Raw genomic sequence first — 22,560 nt, 5'->3', positions numbered from 1 at the left:
GGCCCCGGCTCGAGGGCAGGGCTGCAACTAAGGTACGCCGGAGTTAGCTGCGCGGTTTGGCATTCTCCGGATCGTAGAGCGGCGCATAGCCAACACCGGCAACTTCGACCGGGAAGCTCTCGGAGAAGTACTCCACCTGGAGCTTGCGGCCGACTTCGCAGTACTCTTGAGGCAGATAGGCAAGCGCAATGTTCTTGCCGATGGTCGGACCGTAAGCCACCGAAGTGGTGTAGGAAATGCGGCCGAGCTCATCGACCAGCGTCTTGCCTGTAACCGGATCCTGAACCGGCATCGCACCGACCGGGAACCGCTCAACGCCGCTGGCATCCGTGTTCTCCTGCATGACCAGCGTGCAAAGCATAGCTGGTTGCTTGTCGCGCGCCCGGTACTCCAGATGCTTTTCCTTGCCTCGGAAATCGGCTTCCTTGACCTTCGGACGGGCAAGGTCAGCTTCATACAGGTTGTACTGGGTCAGGAGATCAGCGTTCTGAAGGCGCAGGGACTTTTCCAAACGCCGGGAGTTGGCGTAGGTCTCAACGCCAACGGCCATGATGCCTTCCGCACGCAGCGCGTCCCAGACCGCAAGACCGTCCTCGTACTTCATGTGAAGTTCCCAGCCCTGTTCACCCACGTAGGACAAACGCAGCGCAAAAACCTTCTTGCCGGCGATTTCCAGGTTACGGATCCCGGCGAACGGGAAATTTTCCGGATCAAGAGCGGCTGGATCGGACACAACTCTCTTCAGGTTTTCGCGGGCATTCGGGCCCCAGATGCCGATGGTCGTGTACTCTTCACTGACATCGGTCACCGTGACATCGAAGCCTTTGTCTTCCGCAATGCGCTTCACATAGTGGTAGTCGCGCGGCCCGGCATCTGCGCCATCAACGATCCGGCAGCGGTCTTCCATGCGGAAAATGGTGAGGTCCGCACGGACATTGCCTTCATCATCGAGGAAGTGCGTGTAGATGCCTTTGCCGATGTTGTTGTCGCCGCCGATCTTGGCCGCGCACAGCCACTCCATCAGCGCAACATGGTCCGGACCTTCCACATCGAACATGTAGAAGTGCGACAGGTTGATGATGCCGCAATCCTCGGAGAGTGCCAGCTGCTCGGCATTGGAAACACGCCAGAAGTGCCGGTTGTCCCACTCGTTTTCGCGGACCGGAACCTTGTTGCCGTATTTCTCCAGAAGGTGCTCGTTGGCCGCATAGCCGTGTGCCCGCTCCCAGCCGCCAAGCTCCATGAAATAGCCGCCAAGCTCCACTTCACGCTCATAGAACGGCGAACGCTTGATGTTGCGTGATCCTGCATAAGGCTCACGCGGGTGGATTGCCGGGAAGTAGATCTTCTGCGCCGCTTCGTAGCACCGGTCCTCGATGTATTTCTCGGTCATCTGGTGCGCATAGAAACGGGAATAATCAATGCCCGCATGATCGATCTCGGTGCGGCCGTCGGTCATCCAGTCGGCGATCAGTTTGCCATAGCCTGGACCGTCCTTGACCCAGATGGCAACACAGTACCAGAGACCGCGCACCTTCTGGCTTTCACCGCAGGACGGACCGCCAGCGGCAGACACCTGCAACAGGCCGTTAAAGGACCAAGTCTCGTTGTAGCCGAGTTCGCTAAGGATCGGGGTCAGTTCCATCGCCTTTTCAAGCGGCTCGATGACTTGCTCCAGCTCCAGGTCGCGCTGTGACGGTGACAGGCGCGCTTCTTCCTTGGACTGAAGATCGCGCGGGTGGCACATGCGCGGTTTGGTTGTCTCGTAGTAGCCCCACTCGATCTGACCGCCTTCAGTGGTCTTCGGGTCGCCGGTATCGCGCATATAGGCGGAGTTGCCCTGATCGCGGAGCAGCGGATAACCGATGTCCTTGCCGGTGCCTTCGAATTCGTTGAACGGACCGAAGAACGTCAGCGGGTGGTCCACCGGCATGACCGGAAGATCCTCGCCCACCATGTTTGCGATCAGGCGGCCCCAGAGACCGGCACAGACAACAACATGATCGGCCATGATTGTGCCGCGGTGGGTTTTCACACCAGTGATCTTGCCGTCCTCGACGATCAGAGACTGGGCTGGCGTATTGGCAAAGGATTTCAAATTGCCACTGTCGACACCCATGTCGACCAGCCTGCCGGACAACGCCTGGGAGCGCGGCACAACCAGACCAGCGTCCGGATCGTAGAGGCCGCCCTGAACCTGATCTTCCTCGATCAGAGGGAACATTTCCTTGATTTCGGAGGGTGAAACCAGGCGGACATTGGTTCCGAACGCTTTGCCGGAGGTCACCTTGCGCTTGATTTCTTCCATCCAGGCATCGTCGCCGGTCCGGGCGATTTCCAGCCCGCCGACACGTTCATAGGCGCCCATCTTGTCGAAGAAATCGACGGAATAGAGCGAGGTCCATGTGGACAGGAAGTCGTGGCTGGTGGTGTAGCAGAAGTCGGAAGCGTGGGCGGTGGAGCCGACATCTGTCGGAATGCCGGACTTGTCGATGCCGACAATGTCCGTCCAGCCGCGCTCGATCAGGTGATGCGCAACCGAAGCGCCGACGATGCCGCCGAGACCAACGATGACGACCTGTGCCTTGTCAGGAAAAGCTGACATGTTTCATTCCTCTTCAAAAGGCAGGAAGCGCTGTGCTTAAACGCGCTCCCCTCCGCTTGTCCCATCCACGAAGGATATTCTTCTGCACCCCGGAGCCATTGCCCCGCCGATTTGGCCGCCAGTATTGCGACACTCGGGAGGGCAAAGTAGCTCAATTGCGTCATGGGAGCATGTTGCGACGACACGCAGCAGAATTTCAGCCCGGCAAACCGCGGCCGTCCGACGCAGGGGCCGGAACCGCCGCAATGACGGAATCAGGGCATGATAGGACGCATCCGCACCAAGATCGCTGGCCAAGCCCTCTAAGACTTGACATAACGACACAAATTTTTCTGTTCAGGGAGCCCCTCAATGTCAGACGCCGCCGTCAGCACCGGCCGCCGTGGCCGATCCGCCCGCCGCGAAAGACGCACCGCCACGTCCGGAGGCGTCGGCGCTCCTTATATCAGCCGGGGCATTCCGAATTACGAAGTGCTGAGCGACGAGAGCGCGGCCACCATTGAGGCCAACGCGGATCGCATCCTTGCTGAAATCGGACTGGAGTTCCGCGAAGATCCCGACGTTCTGAACATCTGGAAGATTGCCGGCGCTGAGGTTGACGGCGAGCGCGTCCGCTTTCCGAAGGGCATGCTGCGCGAGATCCTGAAAACGGCTCCGTCGCAGTTCACCCAGCATGCCCGTAATCCGGCGCGAAACGTCGAGATCGGCGGCAACAACCTTGTATTTGCCCCGGTCTACGGGCCTCCTTTCGTTACCGACCTTGACCAAGGTCGCCGCTACGGCACGATCGACGACTTCCGCAACTTCGTGAAGCTCGCCTATATGTCCCCGTGGATGCACCATTCCGGCGGCACCGTGTGTGAGCCGGTCGATTTGCCGGTCAACAAGCGTCACTTTGATATGGTCTATTCCCATATCAAATATTCCGACAAGCCGTTCATGGGATCCGTCACAGCGCCGGAACGTGCAGAAGACTCGGTTCGGATGGCCCAGATCACGTTCGGCGAAGACTTCGTCGACCAGAACTGCGTAATGATCCAGCTGATCAACGCCAATTCGCCTTTGGTATTCGACGCGACCATGCTGGGCGCACTCAAGGTCTACGCCCGGAACAATCAGGCTTGCATCGTCTCGCCGTTCATCCTGGCCGGCGCGATGAGCCCGGTGACCGTCGCCGGCACTCTCGCTCAGGTTCTGGCTGAAGCACTGGCCGGCTGCGCCCTGACCCAGCTGATCCGCCCTGGGGCTCCGGTCGTTTTCGGTGCATTCGTCAGCTCCATCTCCATGCAATCCGGCGCCCCAACCTTTGGAAGCCCGGAAGGCTCGCTCCTTTTGAATGGCGCTGCAAAACTTGCCCGACGCGCTGGACTTCCATTCCGCTCCGGCGGGTCGTTCACAGCGTCCAAACTGCCAGACGCGCAGTCCGCTCAAGAATCCGCTCAGACGATCACGGCAACCGTCCAGGGCGGCGTGAACTTCTGCCTGCACGCAGCTGGGTGGCTCGAAGGCGGCCTTTGTTCATCTTATGAGAAGTTCATTCTGGATGCCGATCAGCTCGGCATGATGCACGTGCTGGCCAAAGGCATCGACGTCAACGACGAGTCGCTTGCAATGGACGCCCTAGAAGAAGTCGGTCCAGGCGGCCACTTCCTGGGCGCAGCTCACACACAGCGCAACTTCGAGAGCGCGTTCTACCGGTCCAGCGTTGCGGACAACAACTCCTATGAGCAGTGGCTCGCGGATGGTGAACTGGACGCGGCAAAACGGGCCAACAAGATCTGGAAAGAGCAGCTCGCAGCCTATACAGGCCCTGCCCTCGATCCGGCCATCGACGAAGCGCTGCTGGACTTCATGACAGAGCGCAAGGCGTCGTTCCCCGACAGCAACGTTTAATTCGGACGGAGCGGCACGATGAAAGGCAGCTGTCTTTGTGGTCGTGTCACCTATGAGGTAACGGGGCCGTTGCGCCCCGTTATTGCTTGTCATTGCGTCCAGTGCCGCAAGACTTCAGGTCATTTTGTCGCCGCCACACAGGCGGCGAAGAAAGACCTCCGCATCAACGGCGAAGACAATCTGACCTGGTTTCAGTCCTCCGATAGCGCTCGCCGTGGTTTTTGCACAGCCTGCGGAAGCCAGTTGTTTTGGGAGCCGAACGGCCAAGACGTGGTGTCGATTATGGCCGGCACACTGGACGGCCCGACCGGCCTTCAGATCAGCCATCACATTCACTGTGAGACCAAGGGTGACTACTACCAGTTACCGGATCCTGCCTCTGAGTGACCGCCCTCAGTGCCACCTTCCAGGCAAAGGACACGCGAAAAACGCATTGATCAGATTACTGGTTTGCTTGTTTGCCACGTTGGTCTAACCTGCCGCTCATTCCTGCCAGCAGGTTCTGCAATATGCTCCCGGTAACGTGATAGGTGACCATGTCCTCTGAAACCGCGCACGTCCAAAAACTCGCTGACGATCTGACCCGCTGGCTAACGGAAGACGCATTGCACGCCTGGCACGCAGGCGGCATAAATTCAGATACAGGCGAGTGTTACGAAACCATCGACCTTGCAACCCAGCAAGGTGTGCCGGGGGACCGCCGGGCGCGTGTCATTCCACGGCAGATCTACTCGTTTCTTGAAGGGGCCCGGCTTGGCTGGACGGGCCCGTCGGAGAGCATAGCAACCCGGCTCTGGGCCTGGTTCTCGGACACCTACCGGCTGCCGGGCGGGACCTTTGCAGCCACCGCGGCCATGGACAACACCCTGACTGATGCGCGCTTCGATCTCTATAATCAGGCATTCGTGCTTTTTGCCTTGGCCCACATGGCCGACCAGATCCCGGCCTGCGCGAGCAGCGCCGAAGCAGATGCAAAGTCACTCGTTGAGGTATTGGTCAAGAGCTACAAGCACCCAGTCATCGGGTTCCGGGAGGACAATCCGGACCGCATCCCGCTGCGCGCAAATCCTCATATGCACCTGTTTGAAGCTGCAATGGCTTGGGAAAGCGTCTCCAACGACCCGATGTGGTCCGGCATGGCGGATGAGCTGGCCGAACTGGCACTGACCAAACTGATCGATCCGGTGAACGGCGGGCTGCGCGAGTATTTCGATCTTCACTGGGGCCAGTTGCCTGGCGACGAAGGACGGATTTTGGAGCCCGGGCACCATTTTGAATGGGCCTGGCTGCTGGTCCGATGGGGCACAAGCCGGGCCGACGCGGATGCCCTCGTCGCGGCCCGGCGGCTCTACGACATCGGCTGGACCTACGGCATTGACGAAAGCCGTGGCGCAACCTTCATGTCGATCAATGACGACTTTAGCGTGCGCGACCCAGTCGCACGGCTTTGGGGTCAGACGGAATGGATCAAGGCGGCCATTGCCTTGGCCGGGATATCGGTTGGCGCGGAACGCGAGGCCTATACGGCCGACATTTCGCTCTCCGTTGCAGCGCTCACGGCTTATTTTGAGGATGTCCCAGCCGGCCTTTACCGGGACAAGTGGCATGTTGACGGCTCGTTTGAAGATGAAGCTGCACCTGCCAGTTCACTCTATCACATTGTTTGCGCCATTTCAGAATTGAACGCCTTCGCCAAGTCGCTGTAACCGCAACTTGAACATGAATGGCGAATGCAGAGCACGATAAGACGTTTTCCGCATTTTACAGAAGCGACGGGCGCTCTATAGCTGAGCACCGGATAGGATTCGAAAACCGATCTCAGGTTCAAAGGGAGGCGGAATGCCACAAGCTCAAATCATAGACGGAAAAGCTATTGCAGAATCCGTGCGAGGTGAGATCACCGAACGCGCAGCGAAGCTTCTGAGCGAAACCGGCAAACGCCCCGGCCTTGCGGTTATTCTTGTCGGAGAAGATCCGGCAAGCCAGGTCTATGTCCGCAACAAGGATCGCGCCGCCGAAGCGTGTGGCTTTCATTCCGTCAAGCACACCATGCCCGCCGACTCCAGCGAAGACGCAGTGCTCGGCATGGTCGATCAGCTGAACAACGACCCGGACATTCACGGCATCCTCGTACAGCTTCCCCTGCCAGGGCATATCGATGAAAGCAAGGTTCTGCGCCTGATCAAGCCGGAAAAGGATGTCGACGGCTTTCACCCGATCAATGTCGGTCTTCTGACAGCCGGCGAACGCGACAGCGCGCTTGTGCCCTGTACGCCTGCGGGCAGCCTTGTGCTGTTGAAGCGTACGCTCGGCGACACGTTGTCCGGCAAGAACGCTGTTGTGGTCGGCCGGTCAAACATCGTCGGCAAACCGATGGCTTCGCTGCTACTGCAAGAAAGCTGCACCGTCACCATCGCCCATAGCCGCACCAAGGCTCTGCCAGACGTTGTCCGCGCAGCCGATATTGTCGTTGCAGCAGTCGGACGTCCGGAGATGGTCAAGGGCGACTGGATCAAACCGGGGGCTACTGTGGTTGATGTTGGCATCAACCGCATCCCTGCGCCGGAAAAGGGTGAAGGCAAAAGCCGTCTTGTCGGCGATGTCGCCTTTGAAGAAGCCGCAGAACACGCCGGCGCCATCACGCCGGTGCCTGGCGGTGTCGGACCGATGACGATTGCCATGCTGATGGTCAACACGCTGACCGCTGCCCGCCGGCTCATGGGCCTGCCGGAAGACGAACCGCTTTTTTAACTGTTCCGCAAGGTCAAACCGCCGCCTTGCATTCGGCCTGCCGCCATGGTCTATCAATGTTGACAGCCTCTTAACCATGGCCAACTAAGCTGCGCCATGTAGGGACTGCTATTGCAGATAAGTTGATGGCATGACAAAGGACGCAAAGTGCGTGGTCATGCCAACTTTAAACCTGAACAGGCGGCAGTGAGTGAAGGGTCTACCGTCTCAAGCGTCCGGACATGTCCGGCGCCTGCGCTCCAGCGCAAGAGATGCGCGCGTTAACATAAAGAACGCGGCACCCTTTTTGCTGTCCACTACTTCACTGCTGGCCCTCATCGTTGCAGCACCGCTCGTATTGGCGCCACAGCCTGCACTTTCATTTGAAATCTTCGGCTGGAAGTTTTTTGAAAACGGCAAGGAAGAAGAGGCGGCCGTCCCGGATCCCATTGCCTATGAAGCAGAAGTCTCTGTATCTGAGCGCAGTGATGCTGATCTGACAAAGGAAATGACCTCGACGTCGCTTCTGGTTCAACAAGTGAAGAAACCGCCGTCAGGTGAAGCCGGGCTGATTGCCCGCTCCTTGTCGGACAGGGAACGTTTGATCGCCCGCCTTTATGCCGATGGGCGCTACGGCGGCACAGTCAGCATTTCACTCAATGGACTGCCGCTAGAAAGTGCCCTTGAGCGTGCCGGCTTGCCGGACGGGCGGCCTGTTCAAGTCAAGATCCTGGTCGACCCGGGCCCAGCCTTCACTTTCGGGACTGTCACTGTTCAAAGCCCGGGCGGCGAACTCTCGACCGATCCTGCCTTTTGGGGTCTTGCTCCAGGAGAGCCTGCGGGATCCGGCAAAATTCTGAGTGCCGAACGGCGCATTGTCATGATGTTGCGCGGACGTGGATATCCGGAAGCAAAAATCGCAGAGCGCCGGATTACGGCGGACCACAGCTCCGATCGATTGGACGTCGCCCTGATCGCTGATGCCGGTCCGCAGGCAAGGTTCGGCAAGGTAACAGTCTCCGGCACCGAGGTCACAAAGCCGGAGTTTGTGGTCCAGCAGGCGATGATCCCGGAAGGTGGTATTTATTCACCCGAAGACATTTCACGCGCTCGAAAGCGCTTGAACGACCTTGGCATCTTTTCCTCCATCCGGTTCGTCGAAGGCGACATTGCAAGGCCGGACGGCACATTGCCCATTACGATCCAAGTCAGTGAACGCAAACGCCATGTCATCGGTGCAGGCGCCTCCTGGTCAAGCACAGAGGGCTTCAGCGCGGAAGCCTATTGGCGGCGGCGCAATTTGTTTGGCGGTGGGGAAACCCTGTCGGTCGAAGGCTCGATTGGCCGGATCGGGTCCGAGAGCATTGCCAACCAGGAATACTCCGCCCGCATTGCGTTTGAAAAACCCGGTGTTTTCGGCCCTCTCACCAGCTTCACGACAAGCCTTGAAGCCAAGCAAGAAAACCCGGATGCCTACATCAGCCGAACGCTGACCTATGACGCATTCCTGAGCCGGGAGTTCAGCGATCAGGTCAAGGGCCGGGCCGGCTTTGAAATCCAGTATGCCGACGAGGAAGACGCTTTTGGTGACAACCAGTACCTTCTGGTCGGGCTTCCGGCAGATCTGACCTTCGACAACCGGGACGACAAGCTCAACCCGTCAAAGGGTGTGTTTGCCGCCCTCTTTGGTGAACCGGCCTATGACGCCAAGAACCGCAACGGGATGGGTTTTCTTAAAGGGACCGTTTCAACCTACTATGCCCTTGATGAAGCAAAACGTTTTATTCTCGCCGGCAAGCTTTCTGCTGGATCCATCATCGCACCGTCTGTGTCGGCCGTGCCAGCGAACCGCCGTCTCATTGCAGGCGGCGGCGGGTCAATCCGCGGCTATGCCTACCGGAACGTTGGTCCGCGGTTAAATGGTGAAGTCGTTGGCGGGCGCTCGCTTATCGAAATGTCGGGCGAAGTCCGCGTCAGGATCACCGAGACGATCGGGGTCGTCGGCTTTGTCGATGCGGGCAATGCTTATGAAGATACCATTCCTGATTTTTCTGACGGTCTGAAGATAGGCGTGGGCGCCGGACTGCGTTACTTTACGCCAATAGGTCCCCTGCGAGTCGATGCGGCTGTCCCGCTCGATCCGGAACAGGATGACCCGAGTTTTGCCCTTTATGTTGGACTAAGCCAGGCCTTCTAACGCCGATGCGTTTTGTAAATCTAGCCCTGAGGATCATTGGACTGCTGGTCGCACTGGCGGTCGCAATTCCAGTTGTCGCGATCGCGATCCTGCAATTCCCGGCAGGACGAACACTCGTGTCCAACATGGTGAGCGATCTTGCGTCCTCCCCCTCCCAAACCATCTCTGTTGAAGATCTTTACCTTGGGTTTGACCTCGATCTTTCGGCCAAACGCATTGCGCTCGGCGATGACTTGGGCACCTGGCTCGAAGCGGATGATTTAAGCGTTTCATGGTCACCTCTTCAGCTCATCTCCGGCACGCTGCAAGTCAATGACATCTCAGCGTCCCGGTTCGACCTGAACCGGCTTCCCGCGGCTTCGGACGAGACGCAGCCCGCCGAAAGCGCCGATGAAACGGGATCATCTTTCTCGCTTCCTCTTGATGTTGAGCTCGGGTCGCTGACCATTCCGGAGATCAATCTCGGCGAACCGCTTCTCGGGACTCCGATCGCGCTGGCATTGACCGGCTCAGGCAACGCTGCAATGGATCCGGCTATCTTTTCGGCCAATCTGGACGTCCGGCGGATCGACGGTATAGACGCGCACCTCACCGCAAAAGCAGAGTTTGCACCCTCCGAAGAAACCCTCGCCTTCGACATCAAGGTGTCCGAACCGCGCGGTGGTTTGGCAGCCCGTTTGCTTGATGTTCCAGATCTTCCGGCCCTCGGCCTTGAGCTGACCGGCAGTGGTCCGCTCAACGAATGGGCCGCGGATCTCAGCATCGCTCTTGATGAACGCCAGACGGTCTCTGGCACGGCCAAGCTTGCCGAAACTACGGCGAGCCGCCATTTGACCTTTGACCTAGACGGCGACCTCGCTCCGCTGGCGCCGCCCGAGGCGCATGCCTTTTTGCTGGGAACCACCAACGCCACCGGCAAGGCAGTTTTCACACTGGATTTTGCGCCGCAATCCGGCGCGATTAACTTGAAAACACAGACCGTTTCCTTGTCAGCCCAAGGGGCGCTTGAAAACAACCGTGTGTCGGCAGATGCCGACCTGGCCGTTAGCGCGGGCGGCGATTCCCTGATTGCGCTCGATCTCGGAGACCGGCGGATTGCCTTCGGACCACTCACGGTCAAACTCTCCGCAAATGGCGACATGTCGTCGGTCTCTTGGTCAACGGATATTGGACTGGCCTCGTTCGAAACAACCGAAATCCGCAGCGGTCAGATCCAGCTGGCGGCAAAGGGAAGTGGCGCAAATTTCACCCCGGAAGTTCTGACCACACCTTTTGATCTGTCTCTGAAGGCCGATGGTTTGCAGGGCCTGATGACTGAAATCCAGTTTGTTGCGGGTGCTTTGGCGCTCAACTCGAACGGATCGATCAATGGCGCATCGCAAACACTCAATCTGAGCGCCCTCACCCTCACCTCAAATTTCGTGAACCTCAATCTTTCGGAGACTGAGCTGGGCGCGGAAAAGGCTGCAGGAACTGGCCGCCTAACCCTGTCCGATCTCAGCCGCTTTTCACAACTCGCAGGACAGGACCTTGGCGGTGCTGTGACGGCAAGTGTGGATTTCGACCTTGACCCTTCAGCACTGGAAGGAACAGCTAATCTTCAAACTGTCGCGCAAGATCTAAAGACAGGCACGGCGCAAGCCGATGCGCTACTCACTGGCCGAACGGACATGAAAGGAAGCATCAAACTTGCTGGTGCTGACGATGTCTCGGTTGCAGGTCTGACGCTGACAAACACCAATTTGACACTGGCCGGATCTGCGGACTATGTGTCCGGTACCCTTGCCTCCGACATCAGCGTGTCCCTCCCCGATCTCGCTTTGGCGGATCCGCAGTTGGGCGGTGCGCTGGACCTGAGCGCTGAAACATCCGGCCCACTGGACCGGCTAGACATCACGGCGGATGTGAAATCCAAACAGATCCTCCTGGCCGGCACTCCTCTCGACAATTTGGAACTGGATATCGAAGCGACCGCCGATCCGTCGGCGCCGTCTGCCAGCGTCAATGGGTCCGCGGACCTGAACGGACAGACCGTCTCGGTTGATTTGGATCTCAAAAGCGCTGATGGCGCTGCGGAACTCAATCCGTTGGCCGTTAGAGTGGCGGAAAACACCATCTCCGGTGATCTTGCCGTTGCCGACTTGGAAAACCCGGTTGAGACTTTGAGCGGTTCCTTGAAGATCGATGCGCCGAACCTTGCAGCGATCTCCCCCTTGGCCCTGACGGAGCTCGGCGGCCGCATTGAAGGAACGCTTGCTGCCGATCCAGATGCTGGAAAACTGCTGCTGGATCTCTCCGGCACTGAAATCGACATTCCTTCAGTCAACATCGGCAGCCTGCAACTGAAAGCCGATATCGCGCGTCCCTATGACCCCAAAACGGTATCGGCCGATCTTGTCGTGAACGATCTGATCACGGCAGCAACCCCAGTGCGCAGTGTGGCCCTGACTGCAAAACCGCAAAGCGGCGGTACGGCTCTGACGGCCGATGTAAAGCTTGAGGATGGTGCACAAGACGGTCTTACCCTTGCCGCTGTCCTGTCCCAGCCCACTGCCACGAGTTATGCACTCGCACTCAATCAGCTCGCGTTGAATTATCAGGGCATCGCCAGCCAGTTAAAGCAGCCTGCCACGATCACCTATGGCGATGGGACAGCCGACATCACCCCGCTGGAACTTGCGCTCGGTCAAGGGTCTTTGTCGATCTCGGGATCTGCCGGCGAGGCTCTGGGTCTGCAAGCCGATCTCAACGCAGTGCCCCTTTCACTGGCGAACGCTTTTGTGTCGTCGCTCGGCATCGGCGGCACTTTGACCGGAACGGTAAATGCAAAAGGCAGCACATCAGCCCCGGAAGTTGACTGGGCGCTGTCCGGCAGCGGCCTTACAGCATCTCCCTTGCGGGACAATGGGCTCTCGGCTCTGGCGCTAAACTCAAACGGTACTCTGAAAAACAATCAGATATCTCAAACCACCAAGGTGTCCGATGCCAACGGACTGTCTATCAGCGCCAACGGCACCGTCGGGCTAACTGCGCCTCAGCCACTCTCCATCACATTAGATGGGACCATTCCGACAGCGGCCTTGAGACGGCCACTGCTGGAGGCGGGCATCCGCGCCGAAGGTGGAATAAATTTGAACGGATCCATCGGTGGCAGTGCGCAATCTCCAGCGTATAATCTCACCGCGGCACCATCCGGCCTCAAGGTAACCAGTCTTTCAACTGGTCTTACGGTGCAAAACATTCGCGGTTCGGCGAATGTCACCCAGGATCAAGCCTCGCTCAATGGCATTGCCGGTGATCTTGCAACCGGAGGATCTTTGTCGGCATCCGGTACCGTCGGAATGAAAGACGGGTCGCCAGCTAATCTCAACCTTTCCCTCGACAAGGCGCGCTACATTGATCCAGGTCTTGTCAACGCAGAAGTCGATGCCAGCATTTCTGTCACCGGTCCCCTCGCCTCGGCCTCCGGATCGCCGCTGATCGGCGGCACAGTGACCATCAACAAGGCAGATGTCTCCATTCCAGAGTCGCTTCCCGGGGCGATCCCCCCGGTTGATGTCCGCCACCTGAATGCGTCTGCTGCCGTCCGGCGCCAGGCTGTAGAGCTCGGCGGCGGCGACAGCGGGCGGCAAACCGAACAACGCAGCAACCCTCCACGCCTTGATGTTCTGGTATCGGCCCCTGGCCGTATCTTCATTCGCGGCCGCGGCCTTGATGCGGAACTTCAGGGCAACTTGAAGATTGTTGGCACTACCGCCGATCCCCAAGCCATCGGCGCGTTCGCCTTGCGCCGCGGCGTGCTGGACATCCTGACCCGCCGTCTGACGTTCTCCACGGGCCGTGCTACATTTGAAGGCAGCCTCACACCATTTCTGGAGTTTGTTGCGACCACGACCGTCAGTGACACCACCATTACAATCACGGTCACAGGCGAAGCGGATGATCCGCAGATCGCCTTCACATCTTCCCCGGAACTGCCACAGGATGAAGTCCTGGCACTTCTATTGTTCGGCAAATCTGTCGGCAACCTGTCTGCCACTCAAATTGCCCAGCTTGGAGCGGCCGTTGCGACCCTGACCGGCGGCAGTGACAGCGGGCCGCTTGCCCAGATCCGAAAGTCTCTCGGCCTTGACGCAATCGACATCGACACATCCGGAGAAGATGGACCATCGGTCTCGGTCGGCCGCTATATCAACGACAACATCTACTTGGGTGTCGAGCAGGGTGCGTCCAGCGGCTCCAGCCGTGTAAAAGTCGACATTGACCTCGACCGCGGCCTGAAAGTTCGCGGTGAAGTCGGTGCGGATGGGTCGTCGAAAGCCGGCATATTCTTCGAACGGGAGTATTGATGGCCCCTTTTTTTGCCGGTGGAAACTGTCAGACATGGCTAAACGATCACCGGCATTTTTAGCGAACCCGGCGCGGATTTCCGCCACCCAAATTTCTTTTTCCGACAAATCGCCGGCTTGCTGTTGCGGCGCACCGCCACAACGTGCGAGGGTCCGGCCCATGACCAATCTAAAGAAAATTGAAGTTCCGCAGGAAGACGATCAGACCGTTTATCCGGCTATCGGCGCACCTGTGGACTCCGGAGCCAACTACATGTCGAACAGCAGCAGCGACTACACCCTGGGAGAACGGATCTGCAAGGCACGGGACATAGCCGGACTGTCCACCGCCCAGCTCGCGCGCCGCCTCGGCATCAAAACTTCCACCTTGCAAAGCTGGGAGAGCGACCGCTCCGAACCGCGGTCCAACAAACTCATCCTGCTGGCGGGCATTTTGAACGTCAGCCCGACCTGGCTTCTGGTCGGGCGCGGTTCACCGCCTGTTGCTGAAGACACCTCAGCAGATCTCGACAGCATGCGCGTTGCCCTGGATCGCATCCAGAAGCAGGCCCAGGCCCTTGCCGATGAAATCGCAACGCTGCAAAGCCGGCTTGGCGGAAGCTGATCCGGCGCAATCCCAATCTGATCACCGCTTCTTCATTCACCGCCGAGACACGGCCACGCCGGATTTGGGCGGTGTACGGTTGCAATTGCGTTTGGCCTTGCCAGACCCTTGGTGATCCGCCTATCACTTGAAAAACTCAGACCGGCAATCGATCGGTTCCTGCCCCTATGTCACGGAGTTCTCTATGTCTCTCAATCCGGCGCTCTTGAAACAGCAAGTCTACATCGACGGGTCCTGGGTGGATGCCGACAGCGGCCAAACAATGGAAGTGACCAATCCGGCGACCGGAGATGTGATAGGCACCATTCCGGTCTGCGGCCGGGAAGAGACAAAACGCGCCATCGATGCGGCTCACAAGGCCTTGCCAGCCTGGAAGGCCTTGACCGCAGAAGCCCGCGCCACGCTCATGCACAAGCTCTGCGATGAGATCATGGCAGTGATCGATGACTTGGCCGTACTGCTCACCACCGAAATGGGCAAACCGCTCGCCGAGGCCAAAGGCGAAATCGCTCTTGGTGTGAAGTACATCCGGTTCTTTGCCGAAGAAGGCAAACGGGTCTATGGCGACACAATCCCGTCTCCGTGGCCGGACCGTCGCATCCTGGTCACCAAGGAGCCTGTCGGTGTTGTCGGCGCGATCACACCATGGAACTTCCCGAACTCCATGATTGCCCGCAAACTCGGTGCTGCCCTTGCAGCTGGCTGCACCATGGTGATGAAACCGGCTGAATTCACACCCTACTCTGCTCTGATTTACGGTATTCTTGCAGAAAAAGCCGGTATTCCGGCCGGTGTAGTGAACATCGTCACCGGAGACGCTCCGGCAATCGGCGAAGAAATGTGTGAAAACCCGCTCCTGAGGAAGATCACCTTTACCGGCTCGACACGCGTCGGCAAACTGCTGGCCGGAAACGCCGGCAAGAACATGAAGAAGATCTCCATGGAGCTTGGCGGCAATGCGCCTTTCATCGTGTTCGACGATGCGGATCTGGACAAAGCCGTTGAGGGTGCAATCGCCTCAAAGTTCCGCAACTCAGGTCAAACCTGCGTCTGCGCTAACCGGATCTATGTGCAAACCGGTGTTTACGATGCCTTTGCAGCAAAGCTGAAGGACGCGATTGCCGTACAACTCAAGCCGGGCAACGGTCTGGAAGACGGCAGCACACAAGGTCCGCTGATCAACGAGGCTGCTCTTGAGAAAGTGGCCGACCATGTGGCCGATGCCCTTGCTAAAGGCGGTGAGCTGATCTCAGGCGGCAAGCGCAGCGACGGTCCGGGCACGTTCTATGAGCCAACACTGATTGTCGGAGCAACCGCAGACATGAAAGTCGCGAACGAAGAGACATTTGGCCCCTTGGCAGCGCTCTTCAAGTTCGAGACCGAAGAAGACGCGATCAACCGGGCAAACGACACCGAATACGGCTTGGCCTGCTATTTCTACACCCAGGATCTCGGCCGGACCTTCCGCGTCATGGAAGCCCTGCAATACGGCCTTGTCGGCATAAACGAAGGCGTTATCACGACGGAAGTCGCGCCCTTCGGCGGCGTCAAGGACAGCGGCATCGGCAATGAAGGCTCCAAATACGGCCTCGATGACTATCTGAACATCAAATACAGCTGTCTCGGCGGCCTCGGCCTCTAAAGCGGTTACGCGGACCTGCGTAGAAGTTGCGCAAGGTCCGCAGCGCTCATTGGGCGCCCGAAGAGATAGCCTTGTCCAACACGGCACCCGAGACCGAGGAGCGTTTCCGTCTGTTCCTCGGTTTCAATGCCCTCCATGACTGTTTCCATGCCAAAGGCCTTCGCCATATGCAGGACAGCTTCAATGAGGGCGACGTCCTTCTTGTTGGTTGTCACCTTCGATATAAACATCCGGTCCAGCTTGATCTTGGAAAATGGATAGTTCTGGAGATAGGCCAGCGACGAATATCCGGTGCCAAAATCATCCAGAGAGAAGCAACACCCTAGCTCGGCGAGCTCTTGCATGCTGGACCGGACATCAATGGTCTCGTCGATAAACAGCGATTCTGTAATTTCCAGATCGAACCGTTTCGCCGGAAATTTCGTGGCCTTGAGCGCATCCTCAACGGTGGCGACAATATCGCCCCGCGAAAACTGGAGGGCGGACACATTGACCGAAAGATTGATGTTGCTGTCCCATTGACCGACCTCTTCCATTGACCGGTGCAAGGTCCAGGCTCCCAATTCGACGATAAATCCGTTTTCTTCGGATATCGGAATGAATTCCACGGGTGAGATTTCACCCAATTCTCCGTGCCGCCAACGCAGCAGGGCTTCCACGCCAATGATTTCCCGGCTCCGCAGATCAATCAGCGGCTGGTAAACCATCCGGAGTTCGTTCCGTGAAATCGACTTGAAGAGCTCGGTTTCCAGGCTCCGGCGCCGCTGCAACGTGTCATTCATTTCCGGGCGGAAAGCCACGCAGGCCAGCTGAGCACTTCTTCGCGACAAGGCCAGCGCGTTGCCGGACTTTTTCAGTAGCTCGTCTATTTCGGACGCGTAGTGGTCGACGATATACCCGAAATCCAGCCGGACAGAGATCCGGGATCCCTCGATCATATAATCTTTGCCAACGACTTGTTGCACCGTCTCCAGGAACCGTTCAGCGCAGACCTCCCCTTCTTCGGAAATATAGGCTGCAGCAAATACATCGGCCGTGAGCGCAGCCCAGGTCACCTCCGTCCCGAAATGCTGGGTCACGCGGTCCGCAATCGCTTTTCGCAATAAATCCCCGTAGGAAAAACCCAGTGAGGCGATGATCTGGTCAAGGTTGGAAATCGAGAACTGAACAAGACACAGGATTTGCCCATCAAATCCGGTACTTTCGACGGTTTCCGGCACCTCGTCTTCAAAGCCATTCCGGTTGAACAGTCCCGTGACAGGATCGAACCTCGCAAGATAAGCCAGCCTTTTATTGGCTTCGTATTCCTCGGTGATATCCCGGCAGGTCAGACACGCAAGCGCCTCATTTTCCCGTGCGTGTTTCCCTTTTTTGCTGGTCACAGTTTTTTCGGAGCGCGTTACCACATACTCAATAACGCGCAGTAATCCGTCTTCCCCGTTCATCTTGAGGAGTTTGGGTTCAGGTTTGCCCTTTGTTGTTTCGGATAGCACTGCAACGGCGTCATCCACCAGTTCAGTTGGCAAAACCTCGCGGCCAGATGCATTCGGAATGGCCTTCAAACCAAAGAGCTTTCGCGCGACTTCACTCGATGCCGTAATCTTCTCCGACCGGTCAATCACCATAATGGCATCGAAACTATCGTCAAAAACCTGTCCCAGCATGCGGACCGTGTTTCGCTGACTTATCTGGTAGAGCTGAGAGATCAGTTTTCTAAGGCCGAGTTCCTGAAAAATGATGACAATCGCGGAGGCTACCAGCAACACTTGCGCGGAGGCCGTTGATATCAGAACGGGACGTTCTTGAAGGGCAAAATACCCGCCAAGCTCCAAGAGCACCATGAAGCCGACCAGCACGGCCAGTTTAGTGCTGAGGCCTGTTCTTTTCGTTGTTGCGAGCAGCACAAACAGAAGAAGAACCGATAAAACAGCAGGCATTGCGCCACGGATAATCAACGCCCGGTCCTGCATGAGCGTTTCAGCGCCAAGTGCCTGAATCATCGCGCCAGGAAGGATGCCGTAGACGGGTGTTGGGAAGAGATCCCGCAGTTCCTGAGCGCTTGCTCCGATGATGACCTTTTTCCCAAAGAGGGTCGTATTGGCGACGTCTCCTTCTAGCACATCGATCATGGATACCCGGGGCATTTGATCAATGGCTATGCTGTAATCCAGCCAGAAGGCTCCCGAGGTTGCACCGGTATGACCACCGAGATAGGAAGCTGCGGATAACTCCTCGACCCCATTCAGTTCAAATCCGTAGATGTTTCGCCAGATCCGGCTATCAGCCTCTACCGGAACCATCACAACGACAGGCCAAGCGAACTTCAAAAATTCTTCAATAGGCTGGTTGAGAATCTCTTCGGATTCGTCTTCGGCCCCAGTTGCCGCTTGGCGGAACGCTGCCAGGCTGACATTTCCTGCACGTTCCATAGATGCTGCAAAAATTGCATCATCTTCTGGTGTAGAGGCTGAACTGAAATCAATATCGAAAACGATATCGCTGGCACCGGCTTCGGAAAGGTTATCGATCAGATCGGCGTAGGTGCGGCGCGGTATTGGCCATACACCCAGTTGCTCGAGCGACCTTGCGTCAATATCGACAAATAGCAATTCTCCGGTGACCGGACGCTCGGAGGCCGTGAACCTGTGTTCCCATAGCATCCGGTCAAGCCCGTCCGTAACGCGGACCGCTTGCAGCGCCAAAAGACCTGCCCCCATCAGGCTTGCAAACACGATCGCTGCAAGAAATCTCTTTAAGTCAGCCGAAATTGCTCCTAATCGCACTTTGCCCGCCCAATCCCACCTCTAATTGCTCGATACACTACGATTTGCACCCCTAAGGACGCTTTGGCATCAAGTTTCGGCTCCCCAACCGATAACTTGAACACGCAAACAACGATTGAGTTACAAACGACCGCCTGTATCAGCTCCGCCGTTACCGTTACCGTTACCGTTACCGTTACCGTTGTTACCGGAATTGCCGTTGCCGTTCCCGTTGTTGCCGGAATTGCCGTTGCCATTTCCGTTGTTACCGGAATTGCCGTTGCCATTTCCGTTGTTACCGGAATTGCCGTTGCCATTCCCGTTGTTGCCGGAATTGCCGTTGCCATTCCCGTTGTTGCCGGAATTGCCGTTGCCATTCCCGTTGTTGCCGGAATTGCCGTTGCCATTTCCGTTGTTGCCGGAATTGCCGTTGCCATTTCCGTTGTTGCCGGAATTGCCATTGCCATTTCCGTTGTTACCGGAATTGCCGCTGCCATTCCCGTTGTTACCGGAATTGCCGTTGCCATTCCCGTTGTTACCGGAATTGCCGTTGCCATTCCCGTTGTTGCCGGAATTGCCGTTGCCGTTCCCGTTGTTGCCGGAATTGCCGTTGCCGTTCCCGTTGTTGCCGGAATTGCCGTTGCCATTCCCGTTGTTCCCGGAAATGCCGTTGCCATTTCCGTTGTTGCTGGAATTGCCGTTGCCGTTCCCGTTGCCACTTCCATTATTACCAGCAGATTCGCCGCTCCCGGAGGAACTGCCCGCGCCACTGTTCCCGGTTCCTCCCGAGTTGCCACCAGCATTCTGTCCCTGACTGTTTGTCGAGCCTCCCGAAACGCCTTGATTGGTGGTGCTCGTAGACGGGCTCGGAACATTTCCGATTGACGGAGTGGCGAAAGCTGGAGCCCTTGCAGCGCCCGGTGACACTGCGGGCGCATTCACACCGGACACCGACAAGCCCGACCGGCTGCCGGGCGCACTTGACGCGCTCTGCCCCGGCCCAAGCGATGCGGTTTGCCCCGTCGCCAGATCGGAGACCTCGACAAGGCCACGTTCAACAGAGACCCGCGCTTCGCGGCTGTTCACGGAAACACCAAACCGCGTTCCCTTGACAACAGCGGCGAGAAAAGGGGTTTCAACGGTAAAATGCGGACGCCCGCGCTTTTGAACATCGACGGTCAGGCGGCCTGAGCGCTGAAGCAACGTGGTCTTTCGGTTATTGCTCCGGTACTTTGAAAGAGCAAACTTGGCGTTCGGGCCAACCGAGATGGTCTCTGCGCCGCGCGCGACCAGTGCCCGTGCGCCGGAACGCGTTGCCATGGTGTAACCGGGTTGAAACACCATACCGCGTTGAACGCGGAACGCTTTGACCTCGGGCGCCACAAAATAGACGACACCGGACACCCGCTTGACGACCCACTCAGCGCGCGCTTCAGAGACGGTTGACAGGACTGCAAATGCGCTAAAAAGAAATGCGAATACGCTGAGGCCCATCGGTCTGCCAGACGTCTTGTTAGCAAGGCGCTTATAAAACACCGTAGACACGTCTATTGACCGAATGGAAACCACGCCAGACACCGTATTTTAGATGATTATTGAAGCACCTTATAACATTGACAATTTTAACGTTAGGTGAAGTCCAGCAAACAGGGCGCGGAACATAAGTTGAACCCCGATGACATACTCATACTACCACAGCGATAAGGGCCAAGACTATCGCAACTATTTCCAACTGACGGTCACCTGCGTTGAGGAATTGATAAGACAGGCAAATCCCGGCTTCGATGCTGTCTAACGACAATCAAAACAACAGTTTTATTCAGCCTGTGAACCTTGAACGGCCACGCCAGCACTTAACGCTACGATTACCATAAGCAGAGAAAGCCCGGCGAACGTCACGGGCAAGCCGATCCCGTCCGCAACGAAACCGATCACCGCAGGCCCCAATAATATTCCGCCATACCCGGCTGTTGCGACCGCTGCAATCGCGGCGCCTTGCGGCATAACCTTTTGCCGCCCTGTCAAGCTGAAGAGCACCGGGACAATATTGCAGACCCCGACCCCGATTGCCGCAAATCCGATCAGCGACACAGCCAGGTTGCTCGCCGTTGCAACGAGCAGAATACCGGCAATGGTGATCACTCCGCCCCAAAGCAGGATATTTTTCGGGCCGAACCTGGCAACCACCCGGTCGCCCAGCAAACGACCGATCGTCATCGTGATTGAAAAACACATGAAGCCAATACCGCCCTGGGCAATGTCCACCAGCCCCTGATCTGTGATCAGCGCAGCGCTCCAGTCCAGAACAGCTCCTTCGGTCAAAAACGTGATGGCGATGAGGAGTGCCAGAAGCAGAACAACGCCTTTCGGGAAAGCCCCGCCCGTTGAAGAACCGCCCGTGCGATTAGGGAGCAGCCGGGGGGCCGCTACAATCAGAAGCAGGAGGCTTGAAAGCGCAATCAGGCCAGCAGATGCGAACGGTGACAGGCCGAGCGTCAGGAAAAGCGTGACGCCCCCAGCCCCGGCAAATCCCCCAATGCTGAACTGGGCATGGAACCCCGACATCAGCGGTTTGTCCGATCCGCTTTCAACATCTACCGCATGAGAGTTCATGCCGACTTCCATGACACCGAGGAAGCTCCCGAACAGAAAAACCGCGATGGCCATGAGCGGGATCGTCTCTGAATACCCAAGAGCCGGAAATCCGGCAATCAAACCGATCCCGGACCCGACAATCACACGCCGGCTTCCGAATGCTGCGCATAACGGTCCGGCAAGCGGCATGAAAAGAACCGAGCCGATGCCAAGGCACAATAGCAAAAGGCCAAGGCCGGCATCATCAACGCCAAGCCTTTGTTGTGCGAACGGGATCAGCGGTGACCAGGCTCCCATGGTCAGTCCGCCAATGAAAAACACCAGCCGTGTTGCAAGCCGCGTTTCGAACCGGTTGAGGCTCAAGGCAGCATCATGACCCGTCACCGGTCGCAGTCCTTTTGTGTTTTGCAGGGCCCGGCTTGCGATCCAAAATCCTAGGTCGCCGGGGTCAGAATTTCGCTTTCAACAGAGCGGAAAACGTCGACATGGTCAATGTTCATCTGCTGGATGCCGCACTTGACCGCCAATTCGAACACGTCGCGATCATCACCGTCATAAAAGAGCTGTGTGATGAGCCCTGCATCCCTTGCTGAAGCGGCAAGATCAGGGTCGAGGTTGTGCGCTTGAAACTCCAAAATTGCCGCGCCTTGCGCGACCGCCCTTTCCACCGAGCCCACATGATCAAACAAGACCATGAGCCGGAGATCAGGAACACGGGCCCGTGCCTCGGCGCGAATGGCTTGATCAAAGGAAAACGTCCAGGCTGTTTCAAGGAGACCATTGGCCTGGAGCATGTCTCTGACCTTCGCCGGATCTCCTTCTTTGATCTCAGCATAAACCGCAATCCGGTCCCGGCACGCCTTCAGGAATGCCTCAAACCGCGGCACACGTTCGCCGGAAAACTTTTTTGAAAACCAAGTGCCTGCATCCAAACGGTCGATCTCGGATGAGAGCTTGTCGGCAAACCGGCCCGAGCCGTTCGTGGTTCTATCCAGCGTGTCATCGTGAAAGACGTAGAGGACACCGTCGCGTGATGGACGGACATCGAGCTCAACCACTTCCGCGCCTGCTTCAATCGCTTTTTCCAGAGACGCCAGTGTGTTTTCCGGGGCTTTGAGGCTGAGGCCACGATGGCAAACAATAGCTGCACGGTTCACGGATATGCTCCAGAAGGTTCGGGGTC

General features: G+C 57.5%; 13 protein-coding genes. 8 read left to right on the top strand and 5 right to left on the bottom strand.

What is annotated here, in order from left to right; translation table 11 throughout:
* Positions 1 to 43: 43 nt before the first annotated feature.
* Positions 44 to 2,605: a GcvT family protein gene (locus SADFL11_RS04200; RefSeq protein WP_008191423.1), complete on the bottom strand. Its 2,562-nt coding sequence runs from the start codon at positions 2,603 to 2,605 to the stop codon at positions 44 to 46.
* Between the two features lie 351 nt (positions 2,606 to 2,956).
* Here SADFL11_RS04200 and SADFL11_RS04195 point away from each other — a divergent pair, with 351 nt between their 5' ends.
* The 8 genes from SADFL11_RS04195 (at position 2,957) to SADFL11_RS04160 (ending at position 16,020) form a co-directional block, all read left to right on the top strand.
* The gene (locus SADFL11_RS04195; RefSeq protein ID WP_008191115.1) at positions 2,957 to 4,498 is read left to right on the top strand and encodes a trimethylamine methyltransferase family protein; all 1,542 of its coding nucleotides are present in this window, start codon (positions 2,957 to 2,959) and stop codon (positions 4,496 to 4,498) included.
* A gap of 18 nt (positions 4,499 to 4,516) precedes the next feature.
* Positions 4,517 to 4,885 (top strand): GFA family protein, encoded by a 369-nt coding sequence (locus tag SADFL11_RS04190; protein WP_040450659.1) that lies wholly within the window; start codon positions 4,517 to 4,519, stop codon positions 4,883 to 4,885.
* Positions 4,886 to 5,034: 149 nt separating this feature from the next.
* Positions 5,035 to 6,204, top strand: coding sequence for an AGE family epimerase/isomerase (locus tag SADFL11_RS04185; RefSeq protein WP_008196885.1), 1,170 nt, complete (start codon positions 5,035 to 5,037; stop codon positions 6,202 to 6,204).
* A gap of 133 nt (positions 6,205 to 6,337) precedes the next feature.
* A complete protein-coding gene (gene folD, locus SADFL11_RS04180) occupies positions 6,338 to 7,249 on the top strand; it encodes a bifunctional methylenetetrahydrofolate dehydrogenase/methenyltetrahydrofolate cyclohydrolase FolD (RefSeq protein WP_008195602.1) in 912 nt (303 codons plus the stop codon).
* 190 nt (positions 7,250 to 7,439) lie between these two features.
* Positions 7,440 to 9,425 carry an autotransporter assembly complex protein TamA gene (locus SADFL11_RS04175; protein ID WP_008196987.1) on the top strand — a complete coding sequence of 662 codons (1,986 nt, stop codon included), beginning with the start codon at positions 7,440 to 7,442 and terminating at the stop codon, positions 9,423 to 9,425.
* Between the two features lie 5 nt (positions 9,426 to 9,430).
* A complete protein-coding gene (locus tag SADFL11_RS04170; protein ID WP_008189101.1) occupies positions 9,431 to 13,774 on the top strand; it encodes a translocation/assembly module TamB domain-containing protein in 4,344 nt (1,447 codons plus the stop codon).
* 160 nt (positions 13,775 to 13,934) lie between these two features.
* Entirely contained in the window at positions 13,935 to 14,378 is a 444-nt protein-coding gene (locus SADFL11_RS04165) for a helix-turn-helix domain-containing protein (RefSeq protein WP_008193334.1), read from the top strand.
* A 184-nt stretch (positions 14,379 to 14,562) separates the two neighbouring features.
* A complete protein-coding gene (locus tag SADFL11_RS04160; RefSeq protein WP_040450661.1) occupies positions 14,563 to 16,020 on the top strand; it encodes an NAD-dependent succinate-semialdehyde dehydrogenase in 1,458 nt (485 codons plus the stop codon).
* A 5-nt stretch (positions 16,021 to 16,025) separates the two neighbouring features.
* Here the strand turns inward: SADFL11_RS04160 and SADFL11_RS04155 are convergent, their stop codons facing one another.
* The 4 genes from SADFL11_RS04155 to SADFL11_RS04140 form a co-directional block, all read right to left on the bottom strand.
* Complete coding sequence (locus SADFL11_RS04155; protein WP_209002725.1) at positions 16,026 to 18,803, bottom strand: EAL domain-containing protein; 2,778 nt, start codon at positions 18,801 to 18,803, stop codon at positions 16,026 to 16,028.
* 120 nt (positions 18,804 to 18,923) lie between these two features.
* The gene (locus SADFL11_RS04150; protein WP_081450463.1) at positions 18,924 to 20,276 is read right to left on the bottom strand and encodes a FecR domain-containing protein; all 1,353 of its coding nucleotides are present in this window, start codon (positions 20,274 to 20,276) and stop codon (positions 18,924 to 18,926) included.
* Positions 20,277 to 20,597: 321 nt separating this feature from the next.
* Complete coding sequence (locus SADFL11_RS04145) at positions 20,598 to 21,761, bottom strand: MFS transporter (RefSeq protein WP_008195640.1); 1,164 nt, start codon at positions 21,759 to 21,761, stop codon at positions 20,598 to 20,600.
* Between the two features lie 50 nt (positions 21,762 to 21,811).
* On the bottom strand, positions 21,812 to 22,534 hold the full coding sequence (locus tag SADFL11_RS04140; RefSeq protein ID WP_008189216.1) for a glycerophosphodiester phosphodiesterase: 723 nt from the start codon (positions 22,532 to 22,534) through the stop codon (positions 21,812 to 21,814).
* Between the last annotated feature and the right edge of the window lie 26 nt (positions 22,535 to 22,560).

The sequence above is a fragment of the Roseibium alexandrii DFL-11 genome (assembly GCF_000158095.2).
GTDB classification, from domain to species: domain Bacteria; phylum Pseudomonadota; class Alphaproteobacteria; order Rhizobiales; family Stappiaceae; genus Roseibium; species Roseibium alexandrii.
This window is presented reverse-complemented; position numbering and strand designations above follow the sequence as displayed.